The following is a 12390-nucleotide window of genomic DNA, read 5'->3' as shown; positions in this document are numbered from 1 at the left end:
AGGCCGATGACCGCGTAGATGTGGCCGGCGGTCACGCCGTCGACCGGGTTCTCCTTGTTGGCGTGCATCTGGAAGATCTTCCCGATGCGCTCCTTCTTGCCCTTGGTCGAGTTGATGACCTGCGCGCCGGAGTCGAGCTTGCCCGAGTAGACGCGGATGTAGGTGAGCCGCCCGAAGAACGGGTGGGTCATGATCTTGAACGCCAGGGCCGAGAAGGGCTCGTTCGAGTCGGCGTGCCGCTCGATGACCTTCTCCTCGTCGCGCACGTCGTGGCCCTCCACGGCGGGCATGTCGAGCGGCGACGGGAGGTAGTCCACGACGGCGTCGAGCATCGGCTGCACGCCGCGGTTCTTGAACGCCGAACCGCAGAGCACCGGGTAGAGCGCGCTCGCGATGGTCAGCTTGCGGATCGCCGCCTTGATCTCGGCGACGCTGAAGTCGGTGTCGCCCTCGAGGTAGCGCTCGAGGAGGGCGTCGTCCGCCTCCGCGACCGTCTCGATGAGGATGGCGCGGTACTCGTTCGCCTTCTCGACCAGGTCGGCCGGGATCTCCTCGATGGCGTACTTGGCGCCCAGCTCGACGTCACCCTTGGAGTCGCCGCGCCAGGTGAGCGCGCGCATCTCGACCAGGTCGACGACGCCCTCGAAGGTGTTCTCGAACCCGATCGGGAGCTGGATGACGAGCGGCTTCGCGCCGAGGCGCTTGATGATCGTGTCGACCGTGAAGTAGAAGTCGGCGCCGAGCTTGTCCATCTTGTTGACGAAGCAGATGCGCGGAACGTCGTACTTGTCGGCCTGACGCCACACCGTCTCGGACTGGGGCTCAACGCCCTCCTTGCCGTCGAACACCGCGACCGCGCCGTCGAGGACGCGGAGGTTGCGCTCCACCTCGACGGTGAAGTCGACGTGCCCGGGGGTGTCGATGATGTTGAGCTGGATGCCGTTCCAGAAGCACGTCGTCGCAGCGGACGTGATCGTGATGCCGCGCTCCTGCTCCTGCGCCATCCAGTCCATCGTCGCGGCGCCGTCGTGCACCTCGCCGATCTTGTGCGTGATGCCCGTGTAGAACAGGATGCGCTCGGTCGTCGTGGTCTTGCCGGCGTCGATGTGCGCCATGATGCCGAAGTTGCGGACCTTGGTGAGGTCGGTGAGCACGTCCTGTGCCACGGGGGTTTCCTAACTCTTGGATCGGAAGCTGGTCGACGGCCGGACCGGTGTCGGCCCGGCCGTCGTGAAAACGCTGATTACCAGCGGTAGTGCGCGAAGGCCTTGTTGGCCTCAGCCATCTTGTGGGTGTCCTCGCGACGCTTGACCGCGGCGCCGAGGCCGTTGCTCGCGTCGAGGATCTCGTTCTGCAGGCGGTCGGTCATGGTCTTCTCACGACGGGCCTTGGCGTACGAGGTGAGCCAGCGCAGCGCGAGGGTGTTCGCGCGGTGCGGCTTGACCTCGACCGGCACCTGGTAGGTCGAGCCACCGACGCGGCGGCTCTTGACCTCGAGGGTCGGACGCACGTTGTCGAGCGCCTTCTTGAGCACGACGACCGCATCCTGACCGGACTTGGTGCCGACGCCCTCGAGGGCACCGTAGACGATGCGCTGGGCGAGGTCCTTCTTGCCGTCGAGGAGGATCTTGTTGACGAGCTGGCTGACGATCTGCGCGCCGTAGATCGGGTCGTTGACGACCGGACGCTTCGGGGCGGGTCCCTTACGAGGCATTACTTGGCCGCCTTCGCACCGTAACGGCTACGCGCCTGCTTGCGGTTCTTGACCGCCTGGGTGTCGAGCGCGCCGCGCACGATCTTGTAGCGCACGCCGGGGAGGTCCTTCACGCGACCGCCGCGCACGAGCACCATCGAGTGCTCCTGGAGGTTGTGGCCCTCGCCGGGGATGTAGGCGGTGACCTCGGTGCCGTTGGAGAGCTTGACGCGCGCGACCTTGCGGAGGGCGGAGTTCGGCTTCTTCGGGGTGGTGGTGTACACACGCGTGCACACGCCCCGCTGCTGCGGGTTGGCCTTGAGGGCCGGCGCCTTGGTCTTGACGACCTTCGGCGTGCGGCCCTTGCGGACCAGCTGCTGGATAGTAGGCAAAGCGGATTGCTCCTTATTTACTGCACGGTGACAGTGATGGATGTTGTCGTTCCATCGGGATCCGTCCCCGCCAGCGAGCGCTGCCGGGACTTCGATCGGATATGCCGTGGGTCTTCCCGCGCACGACCGACCGGAGTCGGTTTCAGCGGGGGGAGACGTGCGCGAAAGCACACACCCGGTCGAGTGTAGTCGACCGGGTGTGTGCCTGCAATGTGACGGGGGATTACGGAACGGGTGTGCCCGTGGGCGTCGGGGTCGGGGTCGCGCCGGTGACCGTGCTCGGCGCGGTGCCCTCGCCGCCGAGCCACTCCGGGAGCGCCTCGTTGAGATCCGGCACCTCGTAGCTGCTCGTGTTCTCGGGAGCCGCGGCAGCGGCATCCTCGGGAGTCGGAGCGAGCTGGCGATCGGTGAGCATGAAGATGTACCCGGTCACCGTCGCGCTCGGCGATCCGCGAAGGCCCCGATCGAAGGCAACCGTGTTCACCAGGAACAGGCGCTGACCGCTCTGGAGCGCGCGCACGGTGTTCAGCACCGCTTCCGGTGTGCCTTCGAACCCGATCGTGATCGGGATCGCGTAGACCGTGCCGGCCGGGGTCGAGAGGGCGATTCCTCCGGTTCCCGATGTCGAGGCGGTCGCCCCGTCGACCGGAACGCCGAAGAACGGCAGCTCGCTCGCGACGTACGACGTGAGGGCAACCTGGTTCGCGGCGGCGAAGGACTCGACCGTCGCGGCGAACACCTCGGTGCGTTCGTCGCCCGGGATGCTCAGCTCCAAGGGGGCGAGTTCCTCCGCGATGACGTCGAGGTTCTCGAAGTCGGCCTTCATGACGGCGAGCTGGGCCCGTTGGGTGAGGTTCTGCGCCTCGACACTCGCTCGCTCCGCATCGGCGGCCGCCGTGGAGCTCAGGAGCGGCGAGATGCCGAGCAACCAGCCCAGCGCGAGGATCCCCGCGATCACCAGGACGGCGCCGAACGTCCAGATCCGTGTGCCGGTCATCGGTCTGCTCCTTCCGCCTGGGCGGCCTCGTCGTCGTCGGTCGGCGTGGTCGCGGTCGATCCGGGGTCGGCCGGTGCGTTGTCGACGAAGCGACCGGATGCGGCCTCACCGTCGAGCATCACCCGCACGACGGTCGCGTAGCGGCCGTCCTCCGAGCGAATGCTGGAGTCGAACCGCGCATCGACGTAACCCGGGAGCTGAGCCAGACGAGCCGTCAGGGTCGCGGCGTCGATCGTCGTCGGACCGCCGAAGGTCAGCGTCAGCAGCGCGATGCGGGAGCTCCGCAATGGACCCTCGACGCTCAGCGCTGGTTCCCACGACGCCTGCGCGACGACCGTCGCTCCGTCGATCGAGGTGCCCTCCGGGGCGAGCGCCGCGATGGAGGCGACGATGTCGGCCCAGGCCATCTCGTTGGTGGTCACGGCCTGCTGAGCGGTCGTGATGCCCGCGACGAGGGCCGCCATCCGCGTGCCCTCCGAGTACTGCGCCTGCTCGGTCAGGATCGCCTGCGTCGCCTGACGCGCGGATTCGAGCTGTTGCTGGGCGAGGTCGTTGCGCATCCAGGCGAGGCCGTAGCCGCCACCCACCAGGACGAGCGACAACAGGACGAGCATCGCGAGGCGGCGGCGCGTGATGGCCGCCCTCTCCTTGTCGCGCACCGATTGGGGCAACAGCTGGACGCGGGGCTCGCCGCTGAGCACCAGCTTGTCGGCGGTCCGCGCGCTCACGCGTGCACTCCCAGGGCGAGACCGTAGGCAGCCGTGTAGCCGAACTGCGGTTCCTGAGCGTGGCGGAGACCGGCGCCCCTCGCACGGGGCACGTTCTCGAACGGCTCGGCGACCACGACCGGGAGACCGGTCAGTTCGGAGAGAGCGGCCGGCAGCCCGAGCAATTGCGCCCCGCCCCCCGAGACGAGGATGCGACGCGGCATCTCCTCGGGATTCGCGGTCGCGAAGTACGACAAGGTGTTGCGGACGGCGTTGAGCAGCTCGCCGACGACCTCGTAGATCACCTCGAGGGCGGGGCGGTCTTCGGGCCGCAGCATCGGCCCGCCCATCCCGATCAGCCGCTTGGCCCCCTCGGCCTGCTCGGGCGAGATCTGCAGCCGGGTAGCGAGGGCGCGCGTCACGTCGTCGCCTCCATTCGGGATCGTCCGCACGAAGTGCGGCACCCCGTCGTCGACGACCACGACGTCGGTGGTCGAGGCGCCGATCGAGACGATGACATCCCGACCTTTCGCCGTGCGCTTCGGCGCGAGGGCGCGCGATAACGCGAAGGCGAGCAGGTCGACGTGCACGGGGCGCAGCCCGGCACCGAGCACCGCGCCGACGTTCGCGTCGACGGTCTCCTTCATCGCGGCGACGAGCATCCCGCGCACCGCGGGTCCGTGCTCGCCCATCTCCTCGGCGATCGGGTAGAAATCGAGCAGGGCGTCGCCGACCGGCACCGGCAGCATGTCCTGCACCTGGAACGGCAGCGACTCGCGGATCTGCGCGAGCGTCGCCTTCGGCACGCTCAGGTCGCGCGCGAAGATGCGCGGGCCGCCGAGCCCGAGCACGACGTCCTTGGTCGTGAATCCCCCGGTCGACCACAGGCGGCGCAGCGCGGTCGTGACGGTCCCGACCTCGAGCACCTCCCCGCGGCGCACCGAGGTCTCCGGCAGCGCGATCTCGTGCTGCCTGACGATGACCGGCTTGCCGGTGTCATAGCCGGACACCTCCACGGCGCGCACGGCGTTGCTGCCGATGTCGACTCCGACAATGGTTCCCATGAGCGGTTCCCCCCGAATCCGTTCGTTGTTGTGTGGTGGTGACTATCGGAGCCCGAAGGCCCCGAGGTAAGCGGTGGCGATGACCGGTCCGGCGAGGATGCCGACCCAGGCACCGGCGATCAGCCAGGGCCCGAAGGCGAGCGAGGCCTTCCGTCCGGCACCGCGGAGGAGCAGGACGACGCCCGCGCCCCCGCCGAGCAGGAAGCCGGCGATCGCGCCGACCGCGAGGGTCTCGGGGCCGAGCCAGCCGAGGAAGAGGCCGAGCGCGCCGGCCAGTTTGACGTCGCCCATGCCCATCCCGCCCGGTCGGACGACCGCGAGCACCAGGTAGAGCAGACCGAGGCCGGCCATCCCGATCGCCGCCGTGGCCAGCAGGTCCCAACGACCGGAGATCGCCGCGGTCGCGGTGAACAGGACCCCGCCGACGACGTACATCGGCAGCACGAGCACGTTCGGCAGGCGCCGGGTGTCGAGGTCGATGAGAGCGAGCGCGAGACCGATGGCCGCCAGATAGAGGAACGCGACGAGAACGAGGATGCCGGCGATCGCACCGGGGACGGCTCCCGCGGTGAGCGCACCGACGACATCCGGGGCGAACCGCCAGGCGACCAGCCCGAAGGCGATCGCCCCACCCAGCTCGACGAGCGGGTACCGCGCGGAGATCGGCGCGGCGCAGTCCCGGCACTTGCCGCGCAGGACGAGCCAGGAGACGAGCGGGATGTTGTCGTAGGCGCGCACGACGTGACCGCACGAACCGCATGCGCTCGGGGGCGCCACGATGGACTTCCCGAGCGGGACGCGGTACACGACGACGTTCAGGAACGACCCGATGAGGGTGCCCAGAACGCCGAGTGCGGCGATGGCGGCCATGGTCAGTTGCTCTCCGTGACGATGCGACTCGACACAACGGTGCGGTCCGACTCGGTGTAGGTCTCGGTCGGCGCCGGCGACGGGTCGGCCGGGGTCACCGGCGTCGTCGTGGAGAGGCCCGTGGTCAGGTTCCAGCCGGGCAGTCCGACGGCCGTGAAGTTGACGGTCGACCCGCCCGCGACGCTCGCCTGGCCCGAGAAGATCTGGCCGGTGATGACGGTGCTCGACCCGATGTCGACCCGGCACGGGCTGTAGATCATGACGTCGAGTTTGGAGTCGAAGGTGAACCCGCCGCCGACGGCGAACGACTGGTTGGCCGCGCAGGTCGGCGTCTTGCCCGGCGTCGTGTCCGGCACGATGAGCCACAGTCGGCGGTCGGTCGAGGTCGTGAAGCCGCCGCTGCCGCCGAGATTGAACCTGTTGGCGATGATCGCGAGGTCGTTGGTCAGGGCGAGCTTCTGGTACGACGAGACCTCGATCGCGTTCGTGCAGTTGCGGGCATCGAGCACACCCTTGTTGCCCGAGAGCGACGCGACGGCCGCGGTGAGCTTGGTGTAGTCGCAGTTGCCGGAGAGCACGACCTCGGTGAAGCCGACCCAGTCGCTCGTCGCGTAGCCGAAGTCGATCCAGTCGGCGACGACGGGGCGCGGCGGCTGGGCGTACGGGCTCGGTCCGGGCGAGTTCGGGTTCGTCTGCGTGACCGTTCCGGTGACCAGGCCGCTCGAGTACGCCGGAACCGAGAGGGTGCGGCTCGTCGCGTTGCCCCCGATGTTGCTGCCCCAGTCGAGCGAGGTGTGCAGCTGCACCCAGGTGTTCTTCTTGACCTTCGCGCTGCCGCCGACGGTCAGGTTGCCGCCCGCGGTCGCGTTCACGCCGATCTCGGTGCCGCCGCCGGAGAGGACGATGTCGCCGGCGGACCAGGCACTGCCGTTGATCTTGCTGCTGCCCGAGACGTTGATGCTCGCCGCGACGGCACTGCCGCCGATCGCGGTGCCGCCGGAGACCGACAGGCCCTTGTCGACCCAGACCGTACCGGTGATGTTGCAGGAGCCGCTCACGGCGAAGGCACCGGAGTCGATGACCCAGTCCGCCTGGCCCGAGCTGCCGCCCGAGCAGGTCACGTCGCCCGTCTTCACGAGCACACTCGGGGTCGAGCCGTCGAGCGAGATGAGCTTCCCCGACCCGCCGAAGCCGGTCGAGTTGTACGCGTAGATCGCCGGGCCGGAGGCGACGATCGTCACCGGCGGGGTCGTCGGGGTCGGGGCCGGAGCCGCGGTCGGCTGGGCGAGGGCGCTCAGCACCAGCTCGATGTTGGTCTGATCGCGGCCGCTCACGCCGTCGACGCCCTCCGCCGCGGCGTAACCGCTGGAGAGGATGCGCACCTGGGTCGCGGTGCCGGTGGGGCAGCCGCGCGTCCAGCCGGAGCCGGACGGGACCCAGATCGTGGCGAGGAACTCGGGGGTCGCTCCGGCGGCACTCGCGTAGCGGCCGGTCCGGGCGGTGCACGTTCCGCTGACCAGGCCGAGCCGAGCCGTGGCGATGCCGGCTTCCGCGGCGGCCTGCGACTGCACTCCCGCACGGACGGACGATGTCACGCCGGTCGCGGTGATCACGGAACTCGCCACGACGGCGGTCAGCATCACGCTCACCGCCATCAAGCCGACCACGGCGGCCAACGCCGCGCCCCGCTCGCCCCGGATACGACGGTCGAACTTCTTCATCAGTCCCAACACGTGGTGCCCCCTCCTGGGCCGCCCGCGAGGGCGGCGGTGAACTGAATGGCGGTCGGCTCGTTGCGGTCGTCGGACTCGACCTCGAAGGCGACCTCGATGGTGCCGCCGACCGGCGGCGCGAAGACGGTGGTGCCCGTGCGCGGGCCGACACCGTCGAGCAGGAGCGACCAGCCGGCGACCGAGGTCGCACTCGTCGGCAACGTCGTCGAGCCGGCGACGGGCCACGTGCTCGACCGCAGCTGGTGCTCGTCGGCCGCGTAGTACCAGGCCTTGCAGGTGTAGGACGCCGTCGTCCCCGTGCCGGCCACTCGCGCGAGAAGCAGCTGGTCGGTGCCGTCGACCGCGGTCAGCCGGAACTCGGCGGCATTGCGCAGCAGGGTGTGGATCTCGTCGGCCGCGGTCTGCGCGCTCGACGCCGACTGGCTGACCGCGGTGACGGTGCGCTGCGTGACGGTGGTGCTGAACATGAGTCCGCCGACGCCCAGCAGGATCAGGCTGAGGATGCCGGTGGCGATGAGCAGTTCGACCAGGGTGAACCCGTCGTCGCGGCTCGCGCGCAGGCGACGCAGCAGGTCGCTCACGGCAGGAACACCAGTGTGGATGCCGTGGCCAGCTGATCGCCGGGGACGCCGTCCTCGATCAGGCGCGCGGTCGCGGTCACCGAGTACGTGCCGCGGCCCGCCGTGCAGTCCTGCACGGTGGTCGTGACGTCGACGACGTTGCCGCGCGGGTCGGTCTCGGTCGCGCTGGAGGCGACGAGGGTGAGCGCCGAGCACGAGGTCGCGGCTTGGGCGAGACTCATCCGCTCGCTCACCAGCTGCGTCGCGAGCGCCTGCGTCGAGTTCGTGGCGGACTGCTTCAAACCGGTGATGAGCAGCGGCAGGAAGGCGATCGCCAGGGTCGCGAGAACCAGCATCGACACGACGGCCTCGACGAGGCCGAAGCCCTCGTCGTCCGTAAGTGCGGTGTCAGTCATCGCGATGCCCTTCCGTGCTGGTGGGAATGTGGAGAACTGCGGATGGGGCGCCACCCGAGGTGACGCCCCATCCGGGGTGCGCGAGCCTTAGGCCGGGCAGCCGTCTTCTTCGATCTCGCCGGTCGCGGGAGTGACGTGGAACGTCTCGTCAACGGTCTCGAGGCAGTACGTTGCCCCGCCCGTGGCGATGACGACCGAACCGTCCTGCGGGAAGCCGAGCTCGTCGAGCAGCGCCGCGTTGGTCGTTCCATCGGGCTCGTTGACGAGGTAGGCGGTGTAGGCGATCTTCGCGTTGGCGAGGTTCGCGCGGTCAGCGGCCTCCTCGGCCTGCGCCTGCTGACCCAGGAAGACCGGGATCGCGATGGCGGCGAGGACGCCGATGATGAGGATGACGACGAGCAGCTCGATGAGCGTGAAGCCCTCGTCCTTCTTCAGCTCCGAGCGCTTGACGCCGAGCTTGGTGTTCAGTGCAGCAATCATTTTCAAATCCCATCCAGTCGTGGTTTCGGACGGGTGGCCCCCCAATAAATGACCCCCCGGATGAATCGTCACGGAGCCGTTAGATTCCGGGAATCCCGCAAAGGGGGGGATTTCGGGATAAACACGCCCCCAGTGCTGGGGTCCGCAGAAATGGGGACCGGGCCTACTGCACGTACTGGAAGATCGAGAACATCGGCATGTAGAGCGCGACGATCATGCCCCCGATGATGAGGCCGATGACGCCGATCATCAGCGGCTCGATGAGGCTCGTGAGCTGCTCGGTGGTCGCCTGCACCTCCTCGTCGTAGAAGTCGGCGATCTTACTGAGCATGAGTTCGAGCGAGCCGGCGTCCTCACCGACGGCGATCATCTGCACGACCATCGGCGGAAAGACCGGTTCCTCGCCCAGCGGCCCCGCGATCGAGCGGCCGGAACGCACGGAGTCCTGCACCTTACGGATCGCCTGCTCGACGACCCAGTTGCCGGAGGTGTCCGCGACGACGGCGAGGGCCTGGAGGATCGGCACACCCGATTTGGTCAGCGTGGAGAAGTTGCGGGCGAAGCGCGCGATCGCGATCTTCTTTGTCAGCATCCCGAAGACCGGCAGGCGCAGCCGGATGGGGTCGACCTTGGCGCGCACGGCATCCACGTATTTGTTCTTGCCCCACCACCATGCCCCGACGATGATCCCGACGACCAGCAGCGGCAGCATCCAGACCATGTTCTCGGAGAGGACCACCAGCACTTGCGTGGGCAGCGGGAGCTCTCCCCCGAGATCGGCGAACATCTTCTTGAAGATCGGCACGATGAAGATGAGCATCGCGATGACCGCGACGATCGCCATGACGAGCACGACGACGGGGTAGGTGAGCGCCGACTTGATCGTCTGGCGCAGCTTCACGTCGGCTTCGAACATCTTCGCGATCGACTCGAGCGACTGGTCGAGGAAGCCACCGACTTCGCCGGCGCGCACGAGGTGGATCATGATCGGCGGGAACATGGTCCCCTGCCGGGCGAACGCCTCGGAGAGCGCCGACCCGGTCTCGACCTGGGTGCGGATCGCGTTCAGGGCGCGGGCCAGCTTCTTGTTCTCGGTCTGCCCCGCGAGGATCGTCAGGGCGCGGAGGATCGAGAGGCCCGAGGCGACCATGGTCGCCAACTGCCGGGCCATGACGGCGAGATCCTTGAGCCCGACCTTCTTCTCGAGGAAGCCGATGTTCAGCTCCATGTTGAGACCTGACCCGGCGAACGACTCGGTGATCTCGATCGGGCTCAGGCCCATCGACCGCATCCGCCCCACGACGGCGGCCTCGCTCGGGGCCTCCAGTCGGCCCTTGACCACCTTGCCGGCGGTGTCGCGGCCCTTGTAGGCGTAGCTGAGCGTCGACATCCCTTATCCCCTCGCACCCAACTCGGAGCCGAAGCCCCCGGCCATCTCGCTCTCGGTCGTGCGATGCACGAGCCGCTTGAAGTCCTCGACGTCGTGCACCTTCTCGATCGCGACCCCGTAGGCGACCTCGCCGCGGTTCACCAGTTCGGCGAGGTGCTGGTCCATCGTGTGCATCCCGTGAGACCGGCCGGCCTGGAGCGCCGAGCGGATCTGGTAGGTCTTGCCCTCGCGGATGAGGTTCGCGATCGCGGGGGTGGCGACGAGGATCTCGGTCGCGACCGCGCGGCCCTTGCCGCCGGCCTTCTTCACGAGCGTCTGGCAGACGACCCCCTGAAGGGTCGCGGCGAGCTGCGAGCGCACCTGGCCCTGCTGGTGCGGCGGGAACACGTCGATGACGCGATCGACGGTCTGGCCGGCATCCTGCGTGTGCAGCGTCGCGAAGACCAGGTGGCCGGTCTCGGCGGCGGTCAGCGCGACCGAGATCGTCTCGAGGTCGCGGAGCTCACCGATGAGGATGACATCGGGGTCCTGCCGCAGGACGTGTTTGAGCGCCGCCCCGAAGGACTGCGTGTCGGCCCCGACCTCGCGTTGATTGACGAGCGACTTCTTGTTCGGATGCAGGAACTCGATCGGGTCCTCGACCGTCACGATGTGGTCGGCGCGGGTCGTGTTGACCAGGTCGATGAGCGCCGCGAGGGTCGTCGACTTGCCCGAACCGGTCGGACCGGTGACGAGCACGAGACCGCGCGGCAGCCGGCCGAACGCCGCGACCGCCTCGGGCACGCCGAGCGCCGTGAGCGGCTTGATCTCGGTCGGGATGAGACGGAAGGCGGCCCCGATCGCCGCGCGCTGGAGGTAGTAGTTGACGCGGAAGCGCGCGGTCTCGGAGAGCGTGAACGCGAAGTCGAGTTCGAGGGTGTCGTCGAAGACGGCGCGGTGCTCGTCGGAGAGCAGTCCGTAGAGCGCGGCCGCGACGCGCTCGCGGTCCCAGACATCCGACCCCGGCACCTCCCGCAGGGCGCCGTCGATGCGGATCATCGGCGGCGATCCGGCCGAGACATGGAGGTCGGACCCGCCCTCGCGGATGAGGGTCTCGAGCGCGTTGAGCAGGTCGCCGTCGGCGCGCTGCCGCGCCGCCTCGGTGTGCTCGTCGGGCACGAAGACCGGACGCGCCGGCGCGTCCGGCGCGATGCGCGGCAGCGGCGGCTGCTCGGGGATGGGGAGGTAGGACATGGGCGGCGCGGGGGTGAACCCCGGAATCGGCTCCACCCCGTACGACTCGTCCTGGTACGGCTGCGGCGGCAGCACCGCGAAGTCGGCCGGTGGCGCGTAGCCGGGTGCCGGCGTGTAGCCCGGAAGAGGTGCCGGAACCGGCGCGACGTCGACCGCCGCGACCGCGGGGGGCGGCAGATGCGAGAGGTCCACGCCGGCCGATCCCGGCGGCTGGAGGCCGCGCGGCGGCGGCAGGGTGCCGGCGGCGCCGGGCACCCCGAGCGGCGGGTTCGCCGGGTCGGTCACGGGGATCTCGTACGGAGTCGTCATCATCGACCCCCTTCTGTGAACGGGTACCGCCTCGAGCGGGTCATGCGACGACCCGCAGGATCTCTTCGATGCTCGTCAACCCCATGAGCACCTTCGCCCAGCCGTCCTGGCGGAGCGTGGTCATCCCCTGCGCGATCGCGACGCGCGAGATCTCGGCGCTCGAGGACCGGGCCACGGCGAGACGTTCGATCTCCTCGGTGACCGGCATCACCTCGTGCAGCGCGATGCGCCCGCGGTAACCGGTGTGCGAGCAGGACGGGCACCCGACCGGGCGGTGCAGCACGGGCGCGCCGCCGCCCTCGATTCCGAATCGAAGCGCGGCCAGTTCCTCGGGTGGCGCCTGGTAGGGCTCCTTGCACCGGTCGCAGAGCCTTCGGGCGAGTCGCTGGGCGACGACGCAGTCGAGGGCGGAACCGACGAGGAAGGGCTCGATGTCCATCTCGGTGAGACGCGTGATCGCGCTGGGCGCGTCGTTCGTGTGCAGGGTCGAGAGCACGAGGTGACCGGTGAGCGAGGCCTCGATCGCGATCTGGGCCGTCTCCTGGT

General features: G+C 69.1%; 14 protein-coding genes. All 14 read right to left on the bottom strand.

What is annotated here, in order from left to right; all coding sequences use genetic code 11:
* Positions 1 to 1166: elongation factor G (locus ACILQS_RS12570; RefSeq protein WP_395640472.1), on the bottom strand; the 1166-nt coding region annotated here is incomplete at its 3' end.
* 77 nt (positions 1167 to 1243) lie between these two features.
* Positions 1244 to 1714: a 30S ribosomal protein S7 gene (gene rpsG, locus ACILQS_RS12565; protein ID WP_395640471.1), complete on the bottom strand. Its 471-nt coding sequence runs from the start codon at positions 1712 to 1714 to the stop codon at positions 1244 to 1246.
* Positions 1714 to 2085 carry a 30S ribosomal protein S12 gene (gene rpsL / locus ACILQS_RS12560; protein ID WP_191283593.1) on the bottom strand — a complete coding sequence of 124 codons (372 nt, stop codon included), beginning with the start codon at positions 2083 to 2085 and terminating at the stop codon, positions 1714 to 1716. The genes rpsG and rpsL overlap by 1 nt, the downstream gene beginning before the upstream one ends.
* Positions 2086 to 2308: 223 nt before the next feature.
* Positions 2309 to 3082 (bottom strand): hypothetical protein, encoded by a 774-nt coding sequence (locus ACILQS_RS12555; protein WP_395640470.1) that lies wholly within the window; start codon positions 3080 to 3082, stop codon positions 2309 to 2311.
* Positions 3079 to 3810 (bottom strand): hypothetical protein, encoded by a 732-nt coding sequence (locus tag ACILQS_RS12550; protein WP_395640469.1) that lies wholly within the window; start codon positions 3808 to 3810, stop codon positions 3079 to 3081. The genes ACILQS_RS12555 and ACILQS_RS12550 overlap by 4 nt, the downstream gene beginning before the upstream one ends.
* Positions 3807 to 4853: a type IV pilus assembly protein PilM gene (pilM, locus tag ACILQS_RS12545; RefSeq protein ID WP_395640468.1), complete on the bottom strand. Its 1047-nt coding sequence runs from the start codon at positions 4851 to 4853 to the stop codon at positions 3807 to 3809. The genes ACILQS_RS12550 and pilM overlap by 4 nt, the downstream gene beginning before the upstream one ends.
* Before the next feature lie 42 nt (positions 4854 to 4895).
* Complete coding sequence (locus tag ACILQS_RS12540) at positions 4896 to 5723, bottom strand: prepilin peptidase (protein ID WP_395640467.1); 828 nt, start codon at positions 5721 to 5723, stop codon at positions 4896 to 4898.
* Positions 5724 to 5725: 2 nt separating this feature from the next.
* Positions 5726 to 7444 carry a hypothetical protein gene (locus ACILQS_RS12535; RefSeq protein ID WP_395640466.1) on the bottom strand — a complete coding sequence of 573 codons (1719 nt, stop codon included), beginning with the start codon at positions 7442 to 7444 and terminating at the stop codon, positions 5726 to 5728.
* Positions 7444 to 8037: a PilW family protein gene (locus ACILQS_RS12530; protein WP_395640465.1), complete on the bottom strand. Its 594-nt coding sequence runs from the start codon at positions 8035 to 8037 to the stop codon at positions 7444 to 7446. The genes ACILQS_RS12535 and ACILQS_RS12530 overlap by 1 nt, the downstream gene beginning before the upstream one ends.
* Positions 8034 to 8432 carry a hypothetical protein gene (locus tag ACILQS_RS12525; protein ID WP_395640464.1) on the bottom strand — a complete coding sequence of 133 codons (399 nt, stop codon included), beginning with the start codon at positions 8430 to 8432 and terminating at the stop codon, positions 8034 to 8036. Before ACILQS_RS12525 ends, ACILQS_RS12530 begins: the two co-directional genes overlap by 4 nt.
* Before the next feature lie 87 nt (positions 8433 to 8519).
* Positions 8520 to 8912 (bottom strand): type IV pilin protein, encoded by a 393-nt coding sequence (locus ACILQS_RS12520; protein ID WP_395640463.1) that lies wholly within the window; start codon positions 8910 to 8912, stop codon positions 8520 to 8522.
* A 163-nt stretch (positions 8913 to 9075) separates the two neighbouring features.
* Positions 9076 to 10302, bottom strand: coding sequence for a type II secretion system F family protein (locus ACILQS_RS12515; RefSeq protein ID WP_395640462.1), 1227 nt, complete (start codon positions 10300 to 10302; stop codon positions 9076 to 9078).
* 3 nt (positions 10303 to 10305) lie between these two features.
* A complete protein-coding gene (locus ACILQS_RS12510; protein WP_395640461.1) occupies positions 10306 to 11844 on the bottom strand; it encodes a PilT/PilU family type 4a pilus ATPase in 1539 nt (512 codons plus the stop codon).
* Positions 11845 to 11884: 40 nt separating this feature from the next.
* Positions 11885 to 12390, bottom strand: a 506-nt coding sequence (locus ACILQS_RS12505; protein WP_395640460.1) for a GspE/PulE family protein, incomplete at its 5' end; no start/stop codon positions are given.

This window comes from Pseudolysinimonas sp. (genome assembly GCF_044239695.1).
Taxonomy (GTDB): domain Bacteria; phylum Actinomycetota; class Actinomycetes; order Actinomycetales; family Microbacteriaceae; genus Pseudolysinimonas_A.
The sequence above is the reverse complement of the archived record's forward strand: the minus strand, read 5'-3'. Positions and strand labels throughout refer to the sequence as shown.

What these genes read in the sequence shown, in the direction of transcription:
- ACILQS_RS12525 (WP_395640464.1), bottom strand. Translation starts at nt 8,432, where the DNA reads ATGACTGACACCGCACTTACGGACGACGAGGGCTTCGGCCTCGTCGAG.
- ACILQS_RS12520 (WP_395640463.1), bottom strand. Translation starts at nt 8,912, where the DNA reads ATGATTGCTGCACTGAACACCAAGCTCGGCGTCAAGCGCTCGGAGCTG.
- ACILQS_RS12555 (WP_395640470.1), bottom strand. Translation starts at nt 3,082, where the DNA reads ATGACCGGCACACGGATCTGGACGTTCGGCGCCGTCCTGGTGATCGCG.
- rpsG (WP_395640471.1), bottom strand. Translation starts at nt 1,714, where the DNA reads ATGCCTCGTAAGGGACCCGCCCCGAAGCGTCCGGTCGTCAACGACCCG.
- pilM (WP_395640468.1), bottom strand. Translation starts at nt 4,853, where the DNA reads ATGGGAACCATTGTCGGAGTCGACATCGGCAGCAACGCCGTGCGCGCC.
- ACILQS_RS12540 (WP_395640467.1), bottom strand. Translation starts at nt 5,723, where the DNA reads ATGGCCGCCATCGCCGCACTCGGCGTTCTGGGCACCCTCATCGGGTCG.
- ACILQS_RS12510 (WP_395640461.1), bottom strand. Translation starts at nt 11,844, where the DNA reads ATGACGACTCCGTACGAGATCCCCGTGACCGACCCGGCGAACCCGCCG.
- ACILQS_RS12535 (WP_395640466.1), bottom strand. Translation starts at nt 7,444, where the DNA reads ATGAAGAAGTTCGACCGTCGTATCCGGGGCGAGCGGGGCGCGGCGTTG.
- ACILQS_RS12515 (WP_395640462.1), bottom strand. Translation starts at nt 10,302, where the DNA reads ATGTCGACGCTCAGCTACGCCTACAAGGGCCGCGACACCGCCGGCAAG.